The organism is Paraoerskovia sediminicola, assembly GCF_030296575.1.
In the GTDB taxonomy this organism is placed as follows: Bacteria; Actinomycetota; Actinomycetes; order Actinomycetales; family Cellulomonadaceae; genus Paraoerskovia; species Paraoerskovia sediminicola.
In genome coordinates, this window is record NZ_AP027729.1 from 3,424,037 (window position 1) to 3,448,793 (window position 24,757).

A 24,757-nucleotide genomic window follows, 5' to 3' on the forward strand; every position below is an offset into this window, starting at 1 on the left:
GGGAGAATGCCGACCATGAGCACCCCTGGTTCCCCGGACAGCCCTGCCACGCCCGCCGACGGTCCCGCCGAGGCGACGAGCACCGTCGCGCAGGCCACCGACGTCGTGCACGCGGTGGTCCGGGGCGTACCGGACCGCGTGAGCACGGACGGCCTCGAGGAGAAGTACGACGAGCGCTGGGCCGCGGCACGGACGTACGCGTTCGACCGCACCCGTACCCGCGACGAGGTCTACTCGATCGACACGCCTCCCCCGACGGTCTCCGGCTCGCTGCACGTGGGCCACGTGTTCTCGTACACGCACACGGACGTCGTCGCGCGGTTCCAGCGGATGCGCGGCAAGGAGGTCTTCTACCCGATGGGGTGGGACGACAACGGCCTGCCCACCGAGCGCCGCGTGCAGAACTACTACGGCGTGCGTTGCGACCCGACCCTGCCCTACACCGAGGGCTACGAGCCCCCGCACGAGGGCGGCGAGGGCAAGAGCATCAAGAACGCCGACCAGCAGCCGATCTCGCGACGCAACTTCGTCGAGCTCTGCGAGCGCCTGACCGTCGAGGACGAGAAGACGTTCGAGGCGCTGTGGCGCCGGCTCGGCCTGTCGGTCGACTGGGACCACCACTACCAGACCATCAGCGCCGACGCGCGGACGGTCGCCCAGAAGGCGTTCCTGCGCAACCTCTCCCGCGGCGAGGCGTACCAGGCCGAGGCCCCGGGTCTGTGGGACGTGACGTTCCAGACCGCCGTCGCCCAGGCCGAGCTCGAGGCCCGCGACTACCCGGGGCACTTCCACCGGGTCGCGTTCCACCCCGGCGCCGGGAGCCCCGCCGAGGGCCCCGTGTTCATCGAGACGACCCGCCCTGAGCTGCTGCCCGCGTGCGTGGCGCTGATCGCGCACCCGGACGACGAGCGCTACCAGCACCTGTTCGGGACGACGGTCCGCTCCCCCTGTTCGACGTCGAGGTCCCCGTCGTGGCCCACCCGGCGGCGCAGGCCGACAAGGGCGCGGGCATCGCGATGTGCTGCACCTTCGGTGACCTCACCGACGTGCAGTGGTGGCGCGAGCTCGACCTGCCGATGCGCTCCGTCGTGCGCCGCGACGGCCGGCTGACCGCCGAGCCCGCCGCGTGGATCACCTCGCCCGAGGGTTCGGCGCTGTTCGCCGAGCTCGGCGGCAAGACGACGTTCAGCGCCCGCGCTCTGGTCGTGGACGCGCTGCGGGAGTCCGGTGACCTGGACGGCGAGCCGGTCGCGACCCAGCGCAAGGCGAACTTCTTCGAGAAGGGCGACAAGCCGCTCGAGATCGTCACGAGCCGCCAGTGGTACATCCGCAACGGCGGCAAGGACCTCGACCTGCGCTCCGCGCTGCTCGCGCGGGGCGAGGAGATCGACTTCCACCCCGACTTCATGAAGGTCCGGTACGAGAACTGGGTCGGCGGCCTCAACGGCGACTGGCTCGTCTCGCGGCAGCGCTTCTTCGGCGTGTCGATCCCGCTCTGGTACCCGGTGCTCGCCTCCGGCGACACCGACTTCGACCACCCGATCGTCCCCGACGAGGCGAGCCTGCCCGTCGACCCGTCGTCCGACGTCCCCGCCGGGTTCACGGCCGACCAGCGCGGCGAGCCGGGCGGGTTCGTCGGCGAGGCCGACGTCATGGACACGTGGGCGACGTCGTCCCTCACCCCGCAGATCGCGGGCGGCTGGGAGCGCGACCCCGACCTGTTCGAGCGCGTGTTCCCCATGGACCTGCGCCCGCAGGGCCAGGACATCATCCGCACCTGGCTCTTCTCGACCGTCGTGCGCTCGCACCTCGAGCACGGCTCGCTGCCGTGGAAGAACGCCGGCATCTCGGGCTGGATCCTCGACCCCGACCGCAAGAAGATGAGCAAGTCGAAGGGCAACGTCGTCACCCCGATGGGGCTCCTCGAGGAGCACGGGTCGGACGCCGTCCGGTACTGGGCGGCATCGGCCCGCCTCGGCACGGACGCGGCCTTCGAGGTCGGCCAGATGAAGATCGGGCGACGCCTCGCGATCAAGATCCTCAACGCGTCGAAGTTCGCGCTGACGTTCGGCGACGGCGAGCTCGTGCTCGACCCTGCGCTCGTGACCGAGACCCTCGACCGCGCGATGCTCGCGGGCCTCGCCGACGTCGTGGACAAGGCCACCGAGGCGCTCGAGGGCTACGACCACACGCGTGCGCTCGAGATCACCGAGACGTTCTTCTGGACGTTCTGCGACGACTACCTGGAGCTCGTCAAGGACCGCGCCTACGGTGCCGGCCTCGAGTCCTCGGAGGTCACAGCGGAGACGCAGTCGGCCCGCGTGGCGCTCGGCCTCGCGCTCGACGTGCTGCTGCGCCTCTTCGCTCCCGTCGTGCCGTTCGCGACCGACGAGGTGTGGTCCTGGTGGCGCGAGGGCTCGATCCACCGCGCCGCGTGGCCGACCTCCGACGGCCTGCGCTCCGCCGCGGGCGACGCCGACCCCGAGGTGCTGACGGTGGCCGGGCACGCGCTCGCCGCGCTCCGCCGCCTCAAGTCCGAGGCGAAGGTCTCCATGAAGACGCCGATCCTCGCCGTCGAGCTCGCGGTCCCCGCCGCCGGTGTCGCCGGCGTCGAGGCGTCGGTCGTCGACGTCCGCAACGGTGGCCGCGTCGAGGGCGAGCTCGTCGTCGTCGAGACGACCGAGGGCCAGGGCGACGCCGCCGTCCAGGGCGGGCTCGTCGTCGTCTCGCACGAGCTCGGCGAGCCGGTAGTCCGCAAGCGCGGCTGACCTCCGGGGCACGCGACCACACACGACGACGGCGGCTCACCCCTCGGGGTGGGCCGCCGTCGGTGCGTCCGGTGCGTGCGGCAGGTCCGGTGAGCCCCGGATCGCTACCCCGCTGCGACCGCTGTGCCCATCAGACCGCTGCGCCCATCAGACCGCTGCGCCCATCAGACGGACGAGCCCCTCAGACCGCGCCGTGCAGCCGGTGGTTGTCCCCCGACATGGTCGCGGTCGACTCGCTGGGCGTCTCGTCGTCGCTCCAGCGCAGGACGGCGCCCACCCCGTCCTTGAGGTCCACCGTGCCGTCCGGCGCGTAGGTCAGCCCGGCGTCCTGCCCGAGCGCGGCACGCACCATGGCGACGCCCGCCGGGTACTCGTGGATCTCGTCCGTCGCACCCAGCGCGACGATCGCGTCGCGACTCGTCCCGATCTGCAGCGGCTCGGGCCCCACCCACAGATGGCGCGGCTCCGCCTGGGCAGCAGCGACGAACGCCTCGGTGATCACGAGCTCGCGCACCTGTCCGCGCGCGAGGACCGCGGCGACGTCCGGCAACGACGACACACCCCCGGAGCCGCGACCCTGACCCTCGGCGAGGTCGGCCAGCACGGCGTCCCGGCGCTCCGCGCGGACCGCTTCGAGCGCCTCGGCGATGTGCGCGTCGAGCGCTCCCCGGTTCACACCGTTGCCTCGGGCTCCCCCAGGGATCTCTCGCACGAGCGGTGCCACCGCCTTGCCGAGCGCGGCATGCACGAGTCGCAGGGCCTGCTTGTCGCCGGTCATCAGGACGACCTCCGGCTGGTGCTCGCCGGCCACGCGGTCGACCACTGCCGCGACCGTCTCCGCATTGCGCTCCCACGAGTCCTCGGCCCGACCCTCGACGCGGCGCTGCTGCATGCGCCCCGCCTGCGCCTTGCTGACCTCGTCGTGGTCGCCCTCGACCGTGAGCGCCCCGATGTCGAGGCCACCGGCCGTGATCCACTCGATGTCGGCGCCCTGACGGTCGACGGTCACGATCACCCGCGAGACCGACTCGTCCGCCGCCTTCGCGGCCTGGATCAGCACCGGGACCGGCCCGTAGGTGCCCTGCTGGACGCTCGGCGGGGTGCGGACCAGCCGGTCCACGAGCACGCCCTCGTCGTTCGCGACGAGGAACCGACCGTGCGGCCCTCGCACGCCCGTCGGGCGGAGCACCGCGTCCTCGATCGACGCGAGCACCGCGTCGGGTGCACCCTCCTTGACCAGAGCACGGCGGGCGGACCGCCAACGGTTCTCGACCTCACGGTCGCCCGCGTCGGCGCCGCCCGTCGCGTCGAGGAAGACCGTCGCGAACGGTCCGTCGTGCCCGAGCAGGGGCTTGAGCCAGTCGATCTTCATGCAGGTCCCCATCCGTCGTCGGTGGGGCGGGCCGTCGTCCGACGTCCTGCGGGGCCGGCCTGCGCGGACGTACCGGCAGACGACCGACGGGGCACCGCCCGAGGATCGTCCCAGCCTGTTACAGATCAGGGTCTGCCGCCACTGCGGCCGCGGTGGGGGCTGCGGGGCTCGGTCGGCGTGTCGGCCGGGGAGGCGTCGCGGGTCGGTCGCCGACCCGGTGGTTCCCGCCGTCGAACTGGTGGATTGACTGCCGAACCGGTGGTTCCCGCCGCCGAACTGGTGGATCGACTGCCGAACCGGTAGTTCCAGCCGCTGAACCGGTCGTTGTGCTCGATCCGGGCCCCGACATCGAACGGAACCACCGGTTCGGCGCAGGGGTGGTGCCGAGCCGCCGGAGGGGTGGTGCCGGGGCGCGCCGAGAACGTGCCGGGGCTAGGCGTAGAGGTCGGGCTCGTCGACGCCTGAGGTGGTCGCCCGGCCGGAGCGCGCCGCCGCGATCGTGCGGTGCTGCCGCTTGACCTCGCTGACGATGAACTCGCGGAACTGCTCCGCGAACGCCGGGTCCAGGCCCGACCCTCGGCGATCGCGCCGAGCCGGGCGATCTGCGCGGCCTCGCGCCCCAGGTCCGCCGCGGGCAGGCCCGCCTCGGCCTTGAGCTCGCCGACCCGGCGCGTGAACTTGAACCGCTCCGCGAGCAGATGCATGAGGGCGGCATCGACGTTGTCGATGCTGCCGCGCAGCCGCAGGATCTCGTCGGGTACCTCGCTGGGCCGCGAGGTGTCGGACGGCGGGACGTCGGTCATGGGGCGATCCTAGGCATCCGTAGATCCCGACCCGGGGATGCACCACGTGGCGGACCGGACCACGCCCGCTGCCCGCGTAGGATCTGTGCCGCCGGACCCCCAGAGCAACGGAGCCCCCAGTGCAGCAGAGCGAGTCCCCGAGCCTCGTCGAGGTCGACGCCCGGACCACGATCTCGTCGATCCTCACCGAACGCGTCGAGCGCGACGGCGACGGCCCCCTCGTCGAGCGGCGCGACGACTCGGGAACCTGGGTGCCGACGTCCGCCCGCGAGTTCCAGGCCGAGGTGGCCGCCGTGGCCAAGGGGCTCATCTCGCTCGGTCTGCAGAACGGCGACCGCATCGCGATCATGTCGCGAACCCGCTACGAGTGGATGCTGCTCGACTTCGCGTCGTGGGCCGCTGGCCTGGTCCCGGTGCCCGTGTACGAGACGTCGTCCGCCCTCGAGACCCGCTGGATCCTCGAGGACTCCGGCGCGCGGTTCGTCGTCGCCGAGACCCGGGAGCACTTCGACGTCGTGACCGAGGCCCGGCACGGGCTGCCCTCCGTCGAACAGGTCGTGGTACTCGCCGACGGCGCGATCGACGACCTCGTGGCGGCCGGCGCCGACGTCGACGACACGCGCCTCAAGGCCCGTCAGAACGCCGCCCAGCGCGACGACCGGGCGACCATCATCTACACGTCGGGGTCGACCGGTCGCCCCAAGGGCGCCGAGCTCACCCACGGCAACTTCGTCCACCTGGCCCTCAACGGCGTGCGGGGGCTCTCGGAGATCGTCGCGCCTCCCGGGGCCCGCACCCTCCTGTTCCTGCCGCTCGCCCACGTCTTCGCCCGCTACATCCAGGTGATGTCGGTCGCGTCGCCGGGCGTGATCGGCCACAGCCCCGACACGAAGCAGCTGCTCGACGACCTCTCGACGTTCCGGCCCACCTACCTGCTGGCCGTGCCGCGCATCTTCGAGAAGGTCTACGCCGGGGCGCAGCGCAAGGCCGGGACCGGCGCCAAGGCGAAAATCTTCGAGTGGGCCGCCGAGGCCTCGCGCGCCTACTCGCGAGCGCTGGACGAGGGCTCGGTGAGCCTCGCCGTCCGCGCCCGGCACGCCGTGGCCGGCAAGCTCGTTCTCCAGACGCTCCGCGACGCGCTCGGCGGCCAGGCGCGGTACGCCATCTCCGGCGGAGCGCCGCTCTCCCCGACCTCGGGCACTTCTTCCGGGGCGCGGGCCTGACCATCCTCGAGGGCTACGGACTCACCGAGACCACCGCGCCGACGGCCGTGAACCGTCCCGGCGCCAGCAAGGTCGGCACCGTCGGGACCGCGTTCCCCGGGACGGCGATGCGGATCGCGGACGACGGCGAGATCCAGCTCAAGGGCGGCCACGTGTTCCGCGGGTACCGCAACCAGCCGGGCCTCACCGCCGAGGTGTTCGACCACGGGTGGTTCCGCACCGGCGACCTCGGCACGATCGACGACGAGGGATACCTCAAGATCGTCGGCCGCAAGAAGGAGATCATCGTGACCGCCGGCGGCAAGAACGTCGCGCCCGCGGGGCTCGAGGACCGCCTGCGCACCAACGTGCTCGTCAGCCAGTGCGTCGTCGTGGGCGACCAGCGACCGTTCATCGGGGTGCTCATCACGCTCGACGAGGAGGGCCTGGGCCACTGGCTCGCCGTCCAGGGGAAGTCGTCGATCTCCGTCGAGCAGGCCGCGACCGACGCCGACGTGCTCGACGAGCTCTATCGGGCCGTGGCCGAGGCGAACGCGCCCGTCTCGCGTGCCGAGTCGATCCGCAAGCTCGTGGTGCTGCCCGGCGACTTCAGCGAGGACAACGGGTTCCTGACGCCGTCGCTCAAGGTGAAGCGCAAGGTCGTGCTCGAGGCCTTCGCCGAGCAGATCGACGAGCTATACACCGACACGCGGTAGGCGCGGTGGCGTTGCCGGAGGCTCAGGCCGACTTCTCCCGGGCCGCCGCGCCGCCGTCGGACCGCGGGACGATCGTCGGGTTCACGTTGTCGAGGACGACCTCGCGCGTGATGACGACCTCTTCGATGTCGTCGCGGCTCGGCACGTCGAACATCACCTGCTGGAGGACCTCCTCCATGATGGCGCGGAGCCCGCGGGCGCCGGTGCCGCGCAGCAGCGCCTGGTCGGCGATGGCCCCGATCGCGTCGTCCTCGAAGGTGAGCTCGACACCGTCGATCTGGAACATGCGCTCGTACTGCTTGACGAGCGCGTTCTTCGGCTCCGTGAGGATCTTGACGAGGGCGTCGCGGTCGAGCGGCGACACGGCGGCGATCACCGGCAGACGCCCGATGAACTCGGGGATGAGGCCGTACTTCTGGAGGTCCTCGGGACGCACTTCCGAGAAGAGGTCGTCCTTCGAGTCGGAGTCCATGGGGGCGCCGAAGCCGACGCCGCGCTTGCGCACGCGCGTCGAGACGATGTCGTCGAGCCCGGCGAACGCTCCCGCCACGATGAACAGCACGTTCGTCGTGTCGATCTGGATGAACTCCTGGTGGGGGTGCTTGCGCCCGCCCTGCGGCGGCACCGAGGCGCTGGTGCCCTCGATGATCTTGAGGAGCGCCTGCTGGACGCCCTCGCCCGACACGTCGCGGGTGATCGACGGGTTCTCGGCCTTGCGGGCGACCTTGTCGACCTCGTCGATGTAGATGATCCCGGTCTCGGCCTTCTTCACGTCGAAGTCGGCGGCCTGGATCAGCTTGAGCAGGATGTTCTCGACGTCCTCGCCGACGTACCCGGCCTCGGTGAGTGCCGTCGCGTCCGCGATGGCGAACGGGACGTCGAGCATCTTCGCGAGGGTCTGCGCGAGGTAGGTCTTGCCCGTGCCGGTGGGGCCGATGAGGAGGATGTTCGACTTGGCGATCTCGACCGCCGAGGCCTCGTCGTGGACCGCGCTGGTCGCCTCGGCGGCCTGGATGCGCTTGTAGTGGTTGTACACGGCGACGGCCAGAGCCCGCTTCGCGGCGTCCTGACCGATGATGTACTGCTCGAGGAACGAGAAGATCTCACGCGGCTTGGGGAGCTCCACGAGCCCGGCCTCGGCGGCCTCGGTCAGCTCCTCCTGCAGGATCTCGTTGCAGAGCTCGATGCACTCGTCACAGATGTACACGCCTGGGCCGGCGATGAGCTTCTTGACCTGCTTCTGGGATTTCCCGCAGAACGAGCACTTCAGCAGATCGGCTCCGTCGGAGATCCGGGCCACGGTGCGACTCCTCGTGATCGGTTGACGGCAGCACCGTCGGCGGACCCACCCGAGGGTGACGTCGTCGATGCTGCCCTGTCGATCCCCCCATCGAACACCACCGGGGGCCTGTTGTCAGCAGGCTCCCCGGCGGGTCGCGAGGGTCGTTCGGGCGTTCTGGCCGTTTTGTGACCAAATCCGCGCTTCAGGCGGGTTCGGTCGCGTTCGTCACGGCTTGTTCTGAAGGACCGGCTTGCGGCTCTCGAGCACCTGGTCGACGAGCCCGTACTCCTTGGCCTGGGCGGCGGTGAGGATCTTGTCCCGCTCGATGTCCTTGCGGACCTGCTCGACGCTGCGCCCCGAGTGGAGCGCCAGCGTGTCCTCGAGCCACTCCCGCATGCGGATGAGCTCGTTGGCGTGGATCTCGATGTCGGAGGCCTGCGCGTAGCCGCCGCCCTCCATCGCGGGCTGGTGGATCAGCACGCGGGCGTTCGGGAGCGCGAGACGCTTGCCCGGGTGGCCGGCCGCGAGCAGCACCGCGGCGGCGGAGGCCGCCTGCCCCAGGCACACGGTCTGGATCTGCGGCTTGATGTACTGCATCGTGTCGTAGAGGGCCGTCATCGCGGTGAACGATCCGCCCGGCGAGTTGATGTAGAGGATGATGTCGCGGTCCGGGTCCAGGCTCTCGAGCACGAGGAGCTGGGCCATGACGTCGTCCGCGGACGCGTCGTCGACCTGCACGCCGAGGAAGATGATGCGGTCCTCGAACAGCTTGGAGTAGGGATCCTGCCGCTTGATCCCGTACGCGGTGCGCTCCTCGTACTGCGGCATGATGTAGCGGCTCGACGGCGCGCCGTACGGGAGGGCGCGTCCGCCTGCGGCCTGCAGGCCCGCGGGGCCGGCGAGCCGCTGGGCGGTGGACATGTACTGGGACTCGATGCTCACGGTGTCTCCTGGTGGTGGTGAGGTTCGGGCGGGTTCGGGGGCGGAGCGGGCGCGCGGGTCGGCGCTGACCCAGGGCTCAGGCGCCCGTGCCGCCGCCGCCAGCGACCGACCCTGCGTGCTCGACGACGTGGTCGATGAACCCGTACTCGAGCGCCTCGGGTGCCGTGAACCAGTTGTCGCGGTCGTTGTCCTTGTTGATCTGCTCGACGGTCTTGCCGGTCTGCTCGGCCGTCAGCTCGGAGAGCACGCGCTTCATGTGCATGATCAGCTGCGCGTTGATGCGGACGTCGGTCGCCGTGCCACCGATGCCGCCCGAGGGCTGGTGCATCATCACGCGGGCGTGGGGCGTCGCGTACCGCTTGCCCTTCGCGCCGGACGAGAGCAGGAACTGCCCCATCGACGCGGCCATGCCCATGGCGACGGTCGCGACGTCCGGCTGGATGAACTGCATGGTGTCGTAGATCGCCATGCCGGCGGTGATCGAGCCGCCGGGCGAGTTGATGTAGAGGTAGATGTCCTTCTCGGGGTCCTCCGCGGCGAGCAGCATGAGCTGCGCGCAGATCGCGTTGGCGTTCTCGTCGCGGACCTCCGAGCCGAGCCAGATGATCCGCTCCTTGAGGAGCCGGTTGTAGATGGAGTCGTTGAGCGCGAGCCCGGATCCCTCGGCTCGTGCCATCGGCAGCTGGTCGGTCACGTCCATCTCCTTGCGGTCGTCTCCTGTGCGCCGTCCGCACCCTGCGGGTGCTCGGGCCCTTGGCGTTGCAGTGACCCTAACGCGCAGGGTGTGCCGTCCTCGTCCCCGTACACGGCCGTTTCGCCCTCGGCGCACAAACCGGTCGGCGGTGGCGGACGGCGCGGCTCACCCGGGGGCCCGGCGTGCCGGACGGCGCGGCTCACCCGGGGGCGGGGGCGGCGATCCCGAGGGCGAGGGTCACGCGACGCAGGACGGCCCCCGCCGTACCGGGGGCCGTCCTGTGGTGCGGGTGGCGGACGTCGGTCCGCCGGTCGGTCTGTGCTCAGACCGTCGATCAGGCCTTGTCGGCGTCGGCCTTCGCCTTGGCGGGTGCCTTCTTCGCGGGTGCCTTCTTGGCCGGAGCCTTCTTGGCCGGAGCCTTCGTGGCGGCCGGCTTCTCGTCGGCAGCAGCCTCGTCCTCGGCCGCAGCCTTCTTCGCAGGTGCCTTCTTCGCAGGTGCCTTCTTGGCCGGAGCCTTCGTGGCGGCCGGCTTCTCGGCGGCAGCAGGAGCCTCGTCCTCGGCGGGGATCGCCGTCGCGGCGTCCTCCGCCTCGGGCTCGGCGGCCTCGCCACCGGCGAGCTCGGCCTCGGCCGCGGCGTCCGCAGCGTCGTCCTCCTCGGACCCGATGAACTCGGACAGGTCGACGGCCTTGCCCTCGCTGTCGACGACCTCGACGTCACGCAGCGCGACGGCGAGCGCCTTGGAGCGCGCGACCTCGCCGACCATGGCCGGGATCTGGCCGTTCTGGTCGAGCGACTGGATGAACTGGTTCGGGTCCATGTTGTACTGCTTCGACGCGCCGACGAGGTACTCGAGCAGCTCGTTCTGGGCGACCTGGACCTCGAGCTTCTCCGCGAGGGTGTCGAGCAGGATCTGGTTGCGCAGCGCCTCGGTCGCCTGGCCGGTGACCTCGGTGCGGTGCTCGTCGTCCTCGAGGCGGTTCTCGCCCTCGAGGTGACGGTGGACCTCGGCCTCGACGGCGCCCTGCGGGACCGGGAACTCGACGGCCTCGACGAGGTGGGCGAGGAGCGCGTCACGGGCCTCGACCGCCTGGTCGTTGATCTTGGACTCGGCGACCTGGTTGCGCAGGTCGTCGGTGAGCTCGTCGATCGTGTCGAACTCGGAGGCGAGCTCGGCGAACTCGTCGTCGGCCTCGGGCAGCTCGCGCTGCTTGACCGCGGTCGCGGTGACCGTGACGACGGACTCCTTGCCCTCGTGGTCGCCGCCGGCGAGCGGGGCCTTGAAGGTCGTCGTCTCGTCGGTCGAGAGGCCGGTGAGCGCCTCGTCGAGGCCCTCGAGCATGTTGCCGGAGCCGATCTGGTAGCTGACGCCGGAGACCGAGTCGACCTCCTCGCCGTCGATCGTCGCGGTGAGGTCGATGACGACGTAGTCGCCCTCGGCTGCGGGACGGTCGACGCCCACGAGGGTGCCGAAGCGCTCGCGCAGCGCGTCGAGGCGCGCGGCGATGTCGGCGTCGGTGACCTCGGCGGCCGCGACGGTGAGCTTCACGCCGTCGAGCGCGGGGATCTCGATCTCGGGGCGGACCTCGACCTCGGCCGTGAACTTCAGCGACCCGTCGGCCTCCATCGGGACCTCGGTCACCTCGATCTGCGGCTGGCCCATGGGGCGGATCTCGGCCTCGGTGGCGGCCTGGCGGTAGAACGCCGGCATGCCCTCGTTGATGGCGTGCTCGAGGACGGCCGGGCGGCCGACGCGCTGGTCGATGATGCGCGCGGGGACCTTGCCCTTGCGGAAGCCGGGGATGTTCACCTGCTCCGCGATGTGCTTGTAGGCGTGCTCGATGCTCGGTGCGAGCTCCGCGCTCTCCACCTCGACGGTGAGCTTCACCTTGGTGGCGTCCAGGGTCTCGACAGCACTCTTCACTTCGATGATCTCCAACTGCTCGTGGCTCGCCGGCGTGCGGCTTCGGTCCGTGCGGCGGGCGCGGCGCAGGGCGACGCGTCCGGATGATCTCTGCCGTACACCGCGGCGGGTTCCCTCGCCGTGCGATGAGCCGCCGACCTCGGGACGCTGAGCCTCCGAGGCCGCTGGACACCTGCGCGGCGGACCACGCGACGGGTGTACGGGCAACCGTTCCATGCTACGTCATGGGAAACCCGTGAACATCTCCCCTGCGCACAGGGCTGCCGACGCACGACGGAGGCCCGAGGCCGAACACGACGGAGGCCCGGGATCATCGAGATCCCGGGCCTCCGGCCGGTCGGGGTGACAGGATTTGAACCTGCGACCTTCCGCTCCCAAAGCGGACGCGCTACCAACCTGCGCCACACCCCGTCCGTCGACGAGCGACGTCGAGAAGCATAGTGCTCGGCGCGGGACGGCCGGACCACGGGGCGAGCGACACGCGCCGCACAGATTTCGGAAGTCGCCCGGGCCTTTGCTATCGTCTCTACCGGACGCCTCGAGAGCAGTTTCGGACGTCACGTGCGGGCGTAGCTCAATGGTAGAGCCTCAGTCTTCCAAACTGATCACGCGAGTTCGATTCTCGCCGCCCGCTCCATCACCACGAAGGCCCCCGGTCCACGCCGGGGGCCTTCGTCGTCCGCCCGAGGGGACGAGACCGGGAATGAGACGACGTTGCCACCTGTTGGACACATCGTTAGGTTGTCTTCGGACAGCCCGAGGACGACGGACGGAGGGACCGGACGATGCGCGACCTGCTCGCCACGCCGCTCACCCCCGTCATGTCCTGCTGTCCTGCGTGCGACCGCTGTCTCTGCTGTCGCTAGAGCGTTGGCCCGAGGCGTCCGCGCCCACCACCCAGCGCTCCCCGAGGGCGGCCGCACCACGACGGTGCCTGCCTGGCCCTCCCCGCACCCCAGGTCCGGCCTCGAGAGCCACGGTCCACAGGTTCGCCGCCGCACCCGGACGCACCACCGGCACCACCACCCGCACCATCTCACCGCACAGAACCCAACTGGCCGCGCAGGCCGAAGGAGCGATCGAGGAAACATGGCACGCATCTACGACGACGTGACGAAGCTGGTCGGCAACACCCCCTCGTCCGTCTGAACCGGCTCACCGAGGGCCTCGACGCGACGGTCGTCGGCAAGCTCGAGTTCTACAACCCCGCCAACTCGGTCAAGGACCGCATCGGTGTCGCGATCATCGACGCCGCGGAGCAGTCGGGCGAGCTGAAGCCGGGCGGCACCATCGTCGAGGCGACGTCGGGCAACACCGGCATCGCCCTCGCGATGGTGGGCGCGGCGCGCGGCTACGACGTCGTGCTCGCGATGCCCGAGTCGATGTCGAAGGAGCGCCGCGCGCTGCTGCGTGCCTTCGGCGCCGAGCTGATCCTCACCCCGGCCGGCGGCGGCATGAAGGGCGCGGTCGACGAGGCCGACAAGATCGTCGCCGAGCGCCCGGGCGCGATCCTCGCCCGCCAGTTCGCGAACGCCGCCAACCCGGCGATCCACCGCGCCACGACGGCCGAGGAGATCTGGGCCGACACCGACGGCGAGGTCGACATCGTCGTCGCCGGCATCGGCACCGGCGGCACCATCACGGGTGTCGGCCAGCGCCTGAAGGAGCTCAAGCCCGAGGTCACGATCGTCGCGGTCGAGCCCGAGGAGTCCGCGATCCTCAACGGCGGCGCCCCCGGCCCGCACAAGATCCAGGGCATCGGTGCGAACTTCGTCCCCGAGATCCTCGACCGCGAGGTGTACGACGAGGTCATCGACGTCAACGCCGAGACGGCCGTCGAGTACGCACGCCGCGCCGCCAAGGAGGAGGGCCTGCTCGTCGGCATCTCGTCCGGTGCCGCGATCTACGCCGCGCTCGAGCTCGCCAAGCGCCCGGAGAACGCCGGCAAGACGATCGTCACGATCATCCCGTCGTTCGGTGAGCGCTACCTCTCGTCGGTCCTCTACGCGGACCTGATGGACTGACGATGTCGAGACTGCGCCGCTTCATCAAGGTCCTCGACGAGGACCTCGACGCGGCGCGCCACGGTGACCCCGCGGCGCGCTCGCGCCTCGAGGTCGCTCTGGCGTACCCGGGGGTGCACGCGATCTGGGCGTACCGGGCCGCGCACCACCTCTGGAACACGCCTGGCCTCCGGGGTCTCGCTCGGCTGCTGTCCCAGGCCACGCGGGCGGCGACCGGGATCGAGATCCACCCGGGCGCCGTCCTCGGCCGGCGGTTGTTCATCGACCACGGCATGGGCGTGGTCATCGGCGAGACGGCCGTGGTGGGCGACGACGTCGTCCTGTTCCACGGCGCCACGCTCGGCGGCCGCACCATGACCCGCGGCAAGCGCCACCCGACGCTCGGCGACCGGATCGTCGTCGGCGCGGGCGCGAAGATCCTCGGTCCGGTGTGGATCGGCGACGACGCCCAGGTGGGCGCCAACGCGGTCGTCCTCAAGGACGTGCCGGACGGCGCGGTCGCGGTGGGCGTGCCCGCCACGATCCGTCTGCCGAAGGGTTCGGTCCCCCGTCCCCCCGTCGAGGACGCGTCGCAGCTCATCGAGTACGTGATCTGAGGGTCGCCCGGCTACGGGCGCTCCACGACGACGAGAGGGTCGGCACCGCTGGTGCCGACCCTCTCGTCGTCCGTCTCGCCCGGACCGACCCCGACCCGGACCGACCCGGACTATGCCCCGACGATCCCCGCGATCGTCTGCACCGCCGTCGCGTCGCCCTGGACCAGGAGCGTCGTGACCGCGGTCCGCTCCCACGCGACGAGCTCCTCGGCGATCTTCTCGCGCGGCCCCACGAGCGCGATGTCCTCGACGAGCCCCGTCGGCACCGCGGCGGCCGCCTCGGCACGGCGCCCGCTCATGTAGTGGTCCTGGATCTCGTCCGCGGCGTCGGTGTAGCCGAGCCGGTCGATCGCGTCCCGGTGGAAGTTCGCGCCCTTGGCTCCCATCCCCCCGATGTACAGGGCGAGGAAGGGTCGGACGGCGTCCGCGGCCTTCTCGACGTCGTCCCCCACGACGACGGGGACCGTCGCGCTCACCTCGAACGCGTCGACGGCCGAGCGCACGGGGGCGCGCTTCGCGAAGCCCTCGGCGAGGCGCTCGCGGAAGTCCGCGTCGAGGCGCGGCGTGTAGAAGAGCGGGAGCCATCCGTCGGCGATCTCGGCGGCGAGCGCGATGTTCTTGGGGCCCTCGGCCGCGAGGTGGATCGGCAGGTCGGCGCGCAGCGGGTGGACCGTCGAGCGCAGCGCCTTGCCGACGCCGGTCGTGCCTTCCCCGCGCAGCGGCAGCTGGTAGAACTGCCCGTCGTACTCGACGGGTGCGCCGCGTTCGAGGACCTGCCGGACGATGTCGACGTACTCGCGCGTGCGGGCCAGCGGCTTGGGGTATGCCTGCCCGTACCAGCCCTCGACGACCTGCGGTCCGCTCGCGCCGAGCCCGAGGATCGCGCGCCCGCCCGAGAGGTGGTCCAGGGTCAGCGCCGCCATCGCCGTGGCGGTCGGGGTGCGGGCCGACATCTGCGCGACCGCGGTGCCGAGGCGGATGCTCCGCGTCCGGGCGCCCCACCACGCGAGCGGCGTGAACGCGTCGGAGCCGTAGGCCTCCGCCGTCCAGACCGAGTCGACGCCGAGCGCGTCGGCGGCGGCGACCGCCTGCTCGATCCCCGGGGGCGGGCCCGCCGACCAGTAGCCGGTGTGGATGCCGATGCGCATGAGACTCCTCGTCGTCGAGGTCGGACGGCGCGGGTCGGCTCGCGCACGTCGTCGCGAGTACCCGAGACCGTGAGTACGGGGTACTGGGTCAGCCTAGCGCGCCGGCTCCTCGTCCTCCCACGGCTCCCAGCCGGCGCGGCGCAGGTCCACCCGGGTGCCGTCCCGCGTCAGCGGGCAGCCCTCCGCGCGGAGCTCCTCGAGCGCCCGGGTGCGGTGGTGCTCGGGCGGCGACCCGGCAGCGTTGACCACCCGCCACCACGGCACGCCCGACCCGGCTCTCGCGAGCACGGTGCCGACCTGCCTGGGACCGCCCCGACCCAGGACCCGCGCCACCGCCTCGGCGATGACGCCGTACGTGGTCGCCCGCGCGACCGGGATGCGCTCCACCACGGCGAGCACCTCGTCGAGGTACTCGAGGGCCGGGTCGGCTCCACCGTGCGAGCCCGTACCCGAGCCCGCCGCCGGCACGTCTCCCGGTCTCACGTCGTCCGCCACCCGCCGAACCTACCGCCGCCCGCCGTCACGCCCCAGCCGCACGAGGGATCCCGTGGCGCCCCTCGCCCGGCGGCGCGAGAATCGCTGGCATGAGCCACGACGTCCGACCCGCCGACGGGACACCAGCAGGACCAGCGACCTCGGACCTGCCAGGACCGGCGCGACAGCCGTCGCTACCCGACGGATACCGCCTCGTCCGGCTCACCGACGAACGACGACGCGAGCTCTACGAGGTCGACCTCTGGGCGTTCCCGTCGGGCGACAGCGTCGACGACCTCGCAGAGCACCCCCTCCCCGTCTCCTGGGACCGGACCTGGGGCGTCGAGACCGACCGCGCCGACCCGAGCGCCGTCCCCGTCGACGGCGCCGTGCCGCACGTGACCGAGCTCGTCGCGATGGGGTCCTCGTACCCGTTCGCGCGATTCCCCGTGCCCGGCGGCGAGATCCCGGTGGGCGGGCTGACCTGGGTCGGCGTCCACCCCGGGCACCGGCGACGCGGGCTTCTGAGCGCGATGATGGACCACCACCACACCGGGTGCGCCGCACGCGGCGAGGCCGTGTCGGTGCTGACCGCGTCCGAGAGCACCATCTACGGGAGGTTCGGCTACGGCAAGGCGGCCGACAGCCTGGCCGTCACCGTGCCGCGCCGTGCGGCCCTCGCGGACGTCCCGGGAGCCGAGCAGCACACGGCCCGCATCGAGGCGTCGGACCAGGCGCGGCACGCCGACGTCGTCGCCGACCTCCACCGTCGGGCCGGCGCAGCCCACGGAGGCGTCGGGCGCCCCGGCTGGGCGACGCGGGAGTCGCCGGAGCAGACGGCGTGGTACTGGGCGAGCATCCCGGCGTTCCGCCACGGCAAGGAGCCGTGGCGCACCGTGATCGTCGAGCGGGACGGGGAGCCCCGCGGCTACGCGAGGTTCCGGCGCTCGCTCGGCTGGGGCCAGGCCGGCCCGGACGGGAGCGTCGAGGTCTTCGAGGCCGTCGCCCTCGACCCGGCGGCGTCGCGTGCGCTGTGGGGGCTGCTGCTGGACCTCGACCTGATGACCGAGGTCAAGGTCCCGCGGCTGCCGGTCGACGACCCGCTGCTGACGCTTCTGCTCGACCCGCGGGCCGCCGTCCCACGGGTCGAGGACACGCTGTGGGTGCGGGTGCTCGACGTGGCCGCCGCACTCTCCGGTCGGCAGTACGCCGCGGACGTCGACGTCGTGCTCTCGGTGCGCGACACCGCGCGCGGCGCCGCGACGACCGATGCGGGCGAGCACCCGGCGCCAACACCCGCGACGCAGCACTGGGCGCTGGTCGCGGACGCGTTCGGCGACGCGACCTGCACGCCGACGGACCGGCCCGCCGACCTCGACCTCGACGTGCGGGAGCTCGGGTCCGTCTACCTCGGCGGGACGAGCCTGGCCTCGCTCGCCGCCGCGGGGCTCGTCACGGAGCTGACCCCTGGCTCGCTCGCCCGCGCCTCGACCGCCTTCGGGTGGCCGGTGCCCCCGGCGTGCTCCTGGATCTGGTGACGGTGCCCGGTCGTCAGACCTGACAGCTCGGGCACCAGAACAGGGTGCGGCCCGCGAGGTCGCGCACCAGCACCGTCGATCCGCAGACGCGGCACGGCAGCCCTTCGCGGTGGTAGACGTAGAACGACTGCTCGCGCGGCACCGCGCCCGGGTCACCGTCGGTGTTCTGCCGCACCCGGTGGCTGCCCGCGACTCTGTCGTCGCCGCGGTGCTCCTCGCGGGTCGTGACGATGCGGCCGGTCCGCACGCCGTCGGCCATCAGAGCGGCGAGGTCCGCGTACAGCGAGCGGAGCACCTCTGCGGGGACGTCACGACCCGGCGAGAGCGGGTCGAGCCCCGCGCGGAACAGCGCCTCCGCGCGGTAGATGTTGCCCACCCCGGCGACGACGGCCTGGTCCATGAGGAGCCGGCCGACGTCGGTCCGCGTACGGCCAACCCGCGCGACGAACGCCTCCACGTCCGCCGACCGGCCGGCGCCCTGCGCCTCGCCGCGCAGGGGGTCAGGGCCGAGCCGCGCCTCGACCGCCCGCTTCTCGGACCCGTCGATCACCTCGCAAGCGGTGGGTCCGTTGAGGTCGGCCACGGCGTGCTCACCGAGCAGACGCACGCGGACGGCGCCCCGCGGCTCGGGCGGGTTCCACGAGTCCGCACCGGACCGGTCCGGCGATACCGTCCGGCCGGGTGGCTCAGGCGCTGGCGCGGGCCGTTCCGCGGACCGTTGCGCAGGGCCTGCCGCGGACTCATCCGGTACCGCCGACTCGACCTCCCCGATGCGTCTGCGCGGCGCTCCGATGGCGTGCTCGACGACGGCGCTCCCGTCCCCCGCGAAGGTCCAGGCGCCGTACAGGCCAAGGTGGACCCGCAGCCACAGGTCCGGGACGTCGTCCGACTCCACGGCCCCCGGCGCGGCGAAGCCCAGGAACAGGTGCTTGCCCCAGGCCTCGGAGGCGACGAGCCGTGCGCCGTCGAGGACGGCCGCGCCGTCCGCGAACCGTCCCTGCGGGCTCGACACCGCGAGCTTCTGCCCGGCGAAGAGCTCGCCCAGGGCGTGCGCCAGCCGGTGGACGGTGTGCCCCTCGGGCACGCGGGTCAGTCCGTGGGCTCGACGGAGCCGCGCGCCGCCTCGTACGCGGCGAGCTGGTCGATACGCCGCTGGTGGCGCTCGTCCCCGCTGAACGGCTCGGCGAGGAACGCGTCGACGAACGAGACGGCGTCGTCCACGCTGTGCTGGCGTCCGCCGACGGAGATCACGTTGGCGTCGTTGTGCTGGCGGGCGAGGGTCGCGGTGTCGTGGTTCCAGGCGAGCGCGGCGCGCACGCCGTCGACCTTGTTCGCGGCGATCTGCTCGCCGTTGCCCGAGCCGCCGATCACGACGCCGAGGCTGCCGGGGTCGGTGGCCACGGCCTCGGCCGCGTCGATGCAGAAGGCCGGGTAGTCGTCGAGGGCGTCGTACTCGTCGGCGCCGTGGTCGACGACGTCGTGCCCCGCCGCACGGAGGTGCTCGACGAGATGGGTCTTGAGCTCGAAGCCCGCGTGGTCCGCGGCGATGTGTACGCGCATGGCCCCATGATGCCGCACGGTCGGTGGGGGCACCTAGGGTGGTCGCATGACGAACGACACCGCACCGCGCACCGACGGCCCCGCCGTCTCCGGCATCGATCTCGCCGCGCTCGACCCCGGCACCCGCCCGCAGGACGACCTGTACCGCCACGTCAACGGCCGGTGGATCGCGAGCCACGAGATCCCTGGCGACCGGGCGATGGACGGTGCGTTCCGGGCCCTGCACGACCAGGCGGAGGAGCACGTGCGGGACATCGTCGTCGAGTGCGGCGAGGCGACCGCCGAGGGCGCGGGCCCGGCAGGCCCGGAGGACGTGCGCACGAAGATCGGCGCCGTCTACGCGAGCTTCATGGACACCGACAGGATCGAGGCTCTCGGGACCACGCCCCTGGCCCCCGACCGCGCGCTGATCGAAGCCGCCTCCTCGGTCGACGAGCTGACCGGGGTCCTCGGCGCCCTCCAGCGCACGGGCGCTGCGGCCGCCGTCGAGCTCTTCGTCAACAACGACTCGAAGGACCCGGAGACGTACGTCGTCCACCTGACCCAGGGCGGGCTCGGCCTGCCCGACGAGGCCTACTACCGCGAACCGCAGCACGCGGAGGTCCGAGAGGCCTACGTCGCGCACGTGGCCCGCATGCTCGCTCTCGCAGGAGCCGTCGGCGCCGATGACGACGGCTCAGCCGCCTCGGACGCCGCAGCTCGCGTCATGGCCCTCGAGACCGCTCTCGCCGCCCACCACTGGGACGTCGTGCGCGACCGGGACGCGGACCTCACCTACAACGCGCTGAGCCTCGACGAGCTCGCGGCGTCGGCGCCGGGCTTCGACTGGAACACCTGGGTCGGTGCGCTCGGCGCGCCGACCGGCTCGTTCGACCGGCTCGTCGTGCGCGAGCCGTCGTACTGCACCGGATTCGCCGAGCTGTGGTCGTCGCTGCCGCTCGCCGACTGGAAGCTGTGGGCGGCGTACCACGCGGTCACGGCCCGGGCGCCCTACCTGACCGAGGAGATCGTCGAGGCCAACTTCGACTTCTACGGGCGCACCCTCTCGGGGGCCCAGGAGGTCCGGGACCGCTGGCGCCGGGGCGTGTCGATCGTCCAGGGCGTCCTCGGCGAGGCGGTAGGCGAGGTGTACGTCTCGCGGCACTTCCCGCCGTCGCACAAGGAGCGCATGAACGAGCTCGTCGCGAACCTCGTCGAGGCGTACCGGCGGTCGATCACGGCGCTCGACTGGATGACGGAGGAGACCAAGGAGCGCGCGCTCGTCAAGCTCGGCACGTTCAACCCGAAGATCGGCTACCCCGAGCGCTGGCGCGACTACTCCGCGCTCACGGTCGCGGCCGACGACCTGGTCGGGAACGTGCGGCGCGCCCACGAGCACGAGCAGGACCACGAGCTGGCCAAGATCGGGCGGCCCCTCGACCGGGACGAGTGGTTCATGACGCCCCAGACCGTCAACGCCTACTACAACCCGGGGATGAACGAGATCGTCTTCCCCGCGGCGATCCTCCAGCCGCCCTTCTTCGACCCCGACGCCGACGACGCCGTGAACTACGGCGGCATCGGCGCCGTGATCGGGCACGAGATCGGCCACGGATTCGACGACCAGGGGTCGAAGTACGACGGCGACGGACGCCTCGAGGACTGGTGGACGGCGTCCGACCGCGAGGAGTTCGAGAAGCGGACGGCGGCGCTGATCGCGCAGTACGACGAGTTCCGCCCCGCACAGCTCGTAGGTGAGAAGTTCGCGGACACCCACGTCAACGGCGCGCTCACCGTCGGCGAGAACATCGGTGACCTCGGCGGGCTCTCGATCGCGCTCAAGGCCTACGAGATCGCCCTGAGCGCGCCGCTCGACGAGGCGCCCGTCGTCGACGGCCTCACCGGCGTGCAGCGCGTCCTGCTGGGCTGGGCGCAGGTCTGGCAGTCCAAGGGGCGTGACGAGGAGGTCTCCCGCCGGCTCGCGACGGACCCGCACTCCCCCAACGAGTTCCGCTGCAACGGCACCGTGCGCAACGTGGACGCGTTCTACGACGCCTACGACGTCACGCCCGGCGACGCGCTCTACCTCGCCCCCGAGGAGCGCGTCCGGATCTGGTGACGGAGCGACGGCGGGGTCAGCGACCGCAGCAATCGTGAGCCGGAACGTGCGGGTCCGGGTGCGTCAGAACGTGCGGGTCCGGGTGCGTCAGAACGTGGTGATCCCGGCGCGTCGGACGTTGAACCCGGCGCCGCTCTCCGTGTCCTGGCAGCCCATCCCGGTCTCGTCGCTGACGCACTCGAACGTGCCCGCGCTCTTCGACTCCCCGTAGGCGAGCTCGCCGACGACCGCGGGTGCCGCGACGGGCTCGTCGCCCGTCGGGACGCACGGCTGGGACACGCCCTCGGCCGTCAGCCGGACGAGCAGCCCCACGGTGCCGTCGCACCCCTCGACGGTCTGCGGGTCGCCCTCGATCGAGGCGATGCCGCACTCCGCGCCCTCCTCGGAGATGACGCACGAGATGTTGCCCGACGGCGACTTGAACGGTTCGCCGTCGATCGCCTGGTCCTGCGCGTCGCCGCTCGGCGTCGGCGACGCCGTGGCAGCTCCTCCGGCTCCGGCCGGTCCACCGTCGTCTCCCCCGACGAGCCGCCCAGGAGCAGCACCCCGAGGACGATGGCCGTGACCACGAGCAGGACGTCCACGATGATCAGCGTGATGACCGCGCCGCCGAGCGGCCGGCGGCGCGTGGTGCCGGTCGAGGTCGACGGGTTCGAGCCCGTGGCGGGCGTCGCGCCCGGAGCGGCTGCAGCACCCTGGACGGTCGTCGCACCCGTCGGACCGGTCGCCCCTGCCCTGGGTCGTCCCGCTGTCTGGGCCCCTGACCGCGCCGTCGTCCGCGAGGCCGACCGCGAGGCACCGAGCGGCACCGTCGGGTAGGCCGCCGGCGGCACGACCGACCCTGCCGGGTACTCGGTCGGGGCCGGAGGCATGGTCGGGCGCGGCGCCCGCGGCGTCGCCGCGGTGTCGGCAGCGGGCTCGTCGACCGTCGCGCCGGACCGGCCGGCATCCCTCGAAATGCTGTCGGAGTCCTGCCCAGGGCCCTGCGCAGGGCCGTGGTCCGCCTGCTCGGCCGACGTCGGGCCAGCGGGCTGATTCGGTCCATCGGGCTGTGACGCGGGGACCACGTCGATGCGTTCCGTGCCGCCGTCGGTCGCGGCCTCGTCGGCAGCTGCACCGGCACCGGCACCGGCACCGGACGGGTCCGGACTGCCGCCGTGCCGACCTGACCGACGAGGCTCGGAGTGCGCTCCGCCGCCGTGAGGGGGCGGCGGGGGCGGGGTACTGCCCGACATCGACTCTCCTTCGTGGACGACGTCGCAGTCCGGGAGGGCGCGACGGTTGGGCGCGGCACCCAGGGGTCCACGCTGCCGTGAAGCATGCCACGACGCGCGCGCTGACGGCGACCCCGGGTCGCCGTCAGCACGCGGAGCGGCTCAGTCGAAGACGGGTCCCTGCGTCCGCGTCCGCTTGATCTCGAAGAACCCGGGCGTCCCGGCCACGAGCAGGGCACCGTCCCAGAGGCGGCCTGCGGCCTCGCCCTTGGGTGCGGGCGTGACGACGGGACCGAAGAACGCTGTGCCCTCGAACGCCACGACCGGGGTGCCGACCTCCTCGCCGACGAGCCCGATCCCCTCGGCGTGCGACGCGCGCAAGCGCTCGTCGTGCGCGTCGGTCGTCGCTGCGTCGGCCAGGGACGCCGGCAGCCCGACCTCGGCGAGAGCCTCGGCGATCACGGCGTCGAGGTCCTCGCGCCCGCCGGGGTGGATCCTGGTGCCCAGCGCGTCGTACAGCGGCTTGACGACCTCGTCGCCGTGCGCGGCCTGCGCAGCGATGACGACGCGGACCGGGCCCCAGGCCCGCTCCATCATGGCCTGGTACTCCTCGGGCAGGTCACGGCCCTCGTTGAGCACGGCGAGACTCATCACGTGCCAGCTCACCGAGACGTCCCGGACCTTCTGGACCTCGTCCATCCAGCGGCTCGTCATCCACGCCCAGGGGCAGACCGGGTCGAACCAGAAGTCGGCGGTCGCCGTACCGGTAGGGGTCGTGCTCGGGGCGGACGTCGTCGCCTGCGTCATCGAGGTCTCCTTCAGGTCGGTGTCGTGTCGGTGAGCAGGGCGGCCCGTCGCGGCTGCGAGGTGGCACGTCATGCTCCACGAGGCCTAACCTCGACGGGCGCCGTGGCATTCCGGCGCGAGCCCGCTGCCCGGGTGGGATGATCGACCGGGCCGGCCCGCACCGCCGTCCGGCACGAAGACCCGGTGCGCCGGCCCGTGAACCGGTGCCCGCACCAGAGCGAGACCTCAGCACGACACCTCAGCAAACCCGCAGCATGACCCCGCAGCACACCCGCAGCACACACCGTTGCAGCGAGACCCCACACCAAGGAGCAGTCCGTGCCCGGAGAGAACCTGACCCGCACCGAGGCGAGCGAGCGCGCAGCGCTCGTCGACGTGCAGACGTACGACGTCGCGCTCGACCTGACGACCGGTCCGACGACCTTCTCGTCGACGACCGTCGTGCGGTTCACGGCGCAGGACGGCGCGGCGACGTTCATCGATCTCGTCGCCCCCGCGGTCCGCGAGGTCGTCCTCAACGGGCGATCCCTGGACCCCGCCGAGGTGTTCGCAGACTCCCGGATCGCACTCGACAGCCTGCAGGCGGAGAACGAGCTGCGCGTCGTCGCCGACTGCGCGTACACGAACTCGGGCGAGGGCCTGCACCGCTTCGTGGACCCCGCCGACGGCGAGGTGTACCTGTACACCCAGTTCGAGGTCCCCGACTCGCGACGGATGTTCACCGTCTTCGAGCAGCCCGACCTCAAGGCGACCTTCACCTTCACGGTGACCGCGCCGTCCGCCTGGCAGGTCGTCTCCAACCAGGCGACGCCGGAGCCTGTGCCCGCGACCCACGCGAGCGAGCCGGACGTCGCCGCCTCGACCTGGTCGTTCGGTGCCACCCCGCGCATCTCCTCGTACATCACCGCGCTCGTCGCGGGTCCCTACGTGGTCGAGCGCAGCGAGCTGACGAGCGCCGACGGCCGGACGATCCCCCTCGGCGTGTTCGCCCGGGCCTCGCTCGCCGAGCACCTCGACGCCGACTACGTGTTCGCCAAGACCCGCGAGGGCTTCGAGTTCTACGAGAAGGCGTTCGAGCAGCCGTACCCGTTCGACAAGTACGACCAGCTGTTCGTGCCCGAGTTCAACATGGGCGCGATGGAGAACGCCGGCTGCGTGACGTTCACGGAGACGTACGTGTTCCGGTCCAAGGTGACCGACGCGATCAAGGAGCGCCGCGTCGTCACGATCCTCCACGAGCTCGCCCACATGTGGTTCGGCGACCTCGTGACGATGCGCTGGTGGAACGACCTGTGGCTCAACGAGTCGTTCGCCGAGTACGCGTCGACCCTCGCGACCGCCGAGGCCACCGAGTGGACCGAGGCGTGGACGACCTTCGCCGCCATGGAGAAGTCCTGGGCCTACCGCCAGGACCAGCTCCCGTCGACGCACCCCGTCGTCGCGACGATCAACGACCTCGACGACGTCCAGGTCAACTTCGACGGCATCACCTACGCCAAGGGCGGCTCCGTCCTGAAGCAGCTCGTCGCGTGGGTCGGGCAGGAGCAGTTCCTCGCCGGCGTGGCCGCGTACTTCCGCAAGCACGCCTGGGGCAA

Annotated in this window: 17 protein-coding genes, 2 tRNA genes and 4 pseudogenes; 10 read left to right on the forward strand and 13 right to left on the reverse strand. The window is 72.0% G+C overall.

Going from position 1 to position 24,757, the window contains the following annotated elements:
* Positions 1 to 15: 15 nt before the first annotated feature.
* Positions 16 to 2,768 (forward strand): annotated as a pseudogene (valS, locus tag QUE47_RS15850) (valine--tRNA ligase).
* 181 nt (positions 2,769 to 2,949) lie between these two features.
* Here the strand turns inward: valS and QUE47_RS15855 are convergent.
* The gene (locus tag QUE47_RS15855) at positions 2,950 to 4,140 is read right to left on the reverse strand and encodes a baeRF2 domain-containing protein (protein WP_286218066.1); all 1,191 of its coding nucleotides are present in this window, start codon (positions 4,138 to 4,140) and stop codon (positions 2,950 to 2,952) included.
* Between the two features lie 125 nt (positions 4,141 to 4,265).
* On the reverse strand, positions 4,266 to 4,943 hold the full coding sequence (locus QUE47_RS17325) for a chorismate mutase (RefSeq protein ID WP_434019705.1): 678 nt from the start codon (positions 4,941 to 4,943) through the stop codon (positions 4,266 to 4,268).
* A gap of 251 nt (positions 4,944 to 5,194) precedes the next feature.
* Between QUE47_RS17325 and QUE47_RS17330 the strand changes: the two are divergent.
* Together QUE47_RS17330 and QUE47_RS17335 are read left to right on the forward strand one after the other, a co-directional pair.
* Positions 5,195 to 6,273, forward strand: a pseudogene (locus QUE47_RS17330) (AMP-dependent synthetase/ligase); the annotation flags it as partial.
* Positions 6,274 to 6,861 (forward strand): hypothetical protein, encoded by a 588-nt coding sequence (locus tag QUE47_RS17335; protein ID WP_434019771.1) that lies wholly within the window; start codon positions 6,274 to 6,276, stop codon positions 6,859 to 6,861.
* Between the two features lie 22 nt (positions 6,862 to 6,883).
* On the opposite strand, the gene clpX is transcribed toward QUE47_RS17335, so the two are convergent.
* The 5 genes from clpX to QUE47_RS15890 all read right to left on the reverse strand — a co-directional run bounded on the left by clpX (position 6,884) and on the right by QUE47_RS15890 (position 12,114).
* The gene (gene clpX, locus QUE47_RS15870) at positions 6,884 to 8,161 is read right to left on the reverse strand and encodes an ATP-dependent Clp protease ATP-binding subunit ClpX (protein ID WP_286218067.1); all 1,278 of its coding nucleotides are present in this window, start codon (positions 8,159 to 8,161) and stop codon (positions 6,884 to 6,886) included.
* A 207-nt stretch (positions 8,162 to 8,368) separates the two neighbouring features.
* Positions 8,369 to 9,085, reverse strand: coding sequence for an ATP-dependent Clp protease proteolytic subunit (locus tag QUE47_RS15875; protein ID WP_286218068.1), 717 nt, complete (start codon positions 9,083 to 9,085; stop codon positions 8,369 to 8,371).
* 76 nt (positions 9,086 to 9,161) lie between these two features.
* Positions 9,162 to 9,785: an ATP-dependent Clp protease proteolytic subunit gene (locus QUE47_RS15880; RefSeq protein WP_286218069.1), complete on the reverse strand. Its 624-nt coding sequence runs from the start codon at positions 9,783 to 9,785 to the stop codon at positions 9,162 to 9,164.
* Positions 9,786 to 10,113: 328 nt separating this feature from the next.
* Positions 10,114 to 11,703: a trigger factor gene (gene tig, locus QUE47_RS15885; RefSeq protein WP_286218070.1), complete on the reverse strand. Its 1,590-nt coding sequence runs from the start codon at positions 11,701 to 11,703 to the stop codon at positions 10,114 to 10,116.
* Between the two features lie 337 nt (positions 11,704 to 12,040).
* Positions 12,041 to 12,114: transfer RNA gene (locus QUE47_RS15890), tRNA-Pro, on the reverse strand.
* Between the two features lie 152 nt (positions 12,115 to 12,266).
* Between QUE47_RS15890 and QUE47_RS15895 the strand changes: the two genes are divergently transcribed.
* From QUE47_RS15895 to epsC, 3 genes and pseudogenes are all read left to right on the forward strand, one after another.
* A tRNA-Gly gene (locus QUE47_RS15895) sits at positions 12,267 to 12,340 on the forward strand.
* A gap of 452 nt (positions 12,341 to 12,792) precedes the next feature.
* Positions 12,793 to 13,727 (forward strand): annotated as a pseudogene (gene cysK / locus QUE47_RS15900) (cysteine synthase A).
* 2 nt (positions 13,728 to 13,729) lie between these two features.
* The gene (gene epsC / locus QUE47_RS15905) at positions 13,730 to 14,323 is read left to right on the forward strand and encodes a serine O-acetyltransferase EpsC (protein WP_286218071.1); all 594 of its coding nucleotides are present in this window, start codon (positions 13,730 to 13,732) and stop codon (positions 14,321 to 14,323) included.
* A 110-nt stretch (positions 14,324 to 14,433) separates the two neighbouring features.
* On the opposite strand, the gene QUE47_RS15910 is transcribed toward epsC, so the two are convergent.
* The gene (locus tag QUE47_RS15910; RefSeq protein WP_286218072.1) at positions 14,434 to 15,471 is read right to left on the reverse strand and encodes an LLM class F420-dependent oxidoreductase; all 1,038 of its coding nucleotides are present in this window, start codon (positions 15,469 to 15,471) and stop codon (positions 14,434 to 14,436) included.
* A 93-nt stretch (positions 15,472 to 15,564) separates the two neighbouring features.
* Positions 15,565 to 15,966 (reverse strand): MGMT family protein, encoded by a 402-nt coding sequence (locus tag QUE47_RS15915; RefSeq protein ID WP_434019706.1) that lies wholly within the window; start codon positions 15,964 to 15,966, stop codon positions 15,565 to 15,567.
* Between the two features lie 89 nt (positions 15,967 to 16,055).
* Between QUE47_RS15915 and QUE47_RS15920 the strand changes: the two genes are divergently transcribed.
* Positions 16,056 to 17,483: a GNAT family N-acetyltransferase gene (locus QUE47_RS15920; protein ID WP_286218073.1), complete on the forward strand. Its 1,428-nt coding sequence runs from the start codon at positions 16,056 to 16,058 to the stop codon at positions 17,481 to 17,483.
* 13 nt (positions 17,484 to 17,496) lie between these two features.
* Here QUE47_RS15920 and QUE47_RS15925 read toward each other — a convergent pair whose 3' ends face one another.
* Positions 17,497 to 18,567, reverse strand: a complete 1,071-nt coding sequence (locus QUE47_RS15925; protein ID WP_286218074.1) for an Fpg/Nei family DNA glycosylase — start codon at positions 18,565 to 18,567, stop codon at positions 17,497 to 17,499.
* Positions 18,568 to 18,572: 5 nt separating this feature from the next.
* Complete coding sequence (locus QUE47_RS15930) at positions 18,573 to 19,043, reverse strand: ribose-5-phosphate isomerase (RefSeq protein WP_286218075.1); 471 nt, start codon at positions 19,041 to 19,043, stop codon at positions 18,573 to 18,575.
* Between the two features lie 46 nt (positions 19,044 to 19,089).
* Between QUE47_RS15930 and QUE47_RS15935 the strand changes: the two genes are divergently transcribed.
* Positions 19,090 to 21,141: a M13 family metallopeptidase gene (locus tag QUE47_RS15935; protein WP_286218076.1), complete on the forward strand. Its 2,052-nt coding sequence runs from the start codon at positions 19,090 to 19,092 to the stop codon at positions 21,139 to 21,141.
* 87 nt (positions 21,142 to 21,228) lie between these two features.
* Here the strand turns inward: QUE47_RS15935 and QUE47_RS15940 are convergent, their stop codons facing one another.
* Positions 21,229 to 21,453, reverse strand: coding sequence for a hypothetical protein (locus tag QUE47_RS15940; protein ID WP_286218077.1), 225 nt, complete (start codon positions 21,451 to 21,453; stop codon positions 21,229 to 21,231).
* A 249-nt stretch (positions 21,454 to 21,702) separates the two neighbouring features.
* Here QUE47_RS15940 and QUE47_RS15945 point away from each other — a divergent pair, with 249 nt between their 5' ends.
* Complete coding sequence (locus QUE47_RS15945; RefSeq protein WP_286218078.1) at positions 21,703 to 21,960, forward strand: hypothetical protein; 258 nt, start codon at positions 21,703 to 21,705, stop codon at positions 21,958 to 21,960.
* Positions 21,961 to 22,517: 557 nt separating this feature from the next.
* On the opposite strand, the gene QUE47_RS15950 is transcribed toward QUE47_RS15945, so the two are convergent.
* Positions 22,518 to 23,162 carry a mycothiol-dependent nitroreductase Rv2466c family protein gene (locus QUE47_RS15950; protein WP_286218079.1) on the reverse strand — a complete coding sequence of 215 codons (645 nt, stop codon included), beginning with the start codon at positions 23,160 to 23,162 and terminating at the stop codon, positions 22,518 to 22,520.
* 375 nt (positions 23,163 to 23,537) lie between these two features.
* Between QUE47_RS15950 and pepN the strand changes: the two are divergent.
* Positions 23,538 to 24,695: pseudogene (gene pepN / locus QUE47_RS00005) on the forward strand (aminopeptidase N); the annotation flags it as partial.
* Positions 24,696 to 24,757 lie beyond the last annotated feature (62 nt).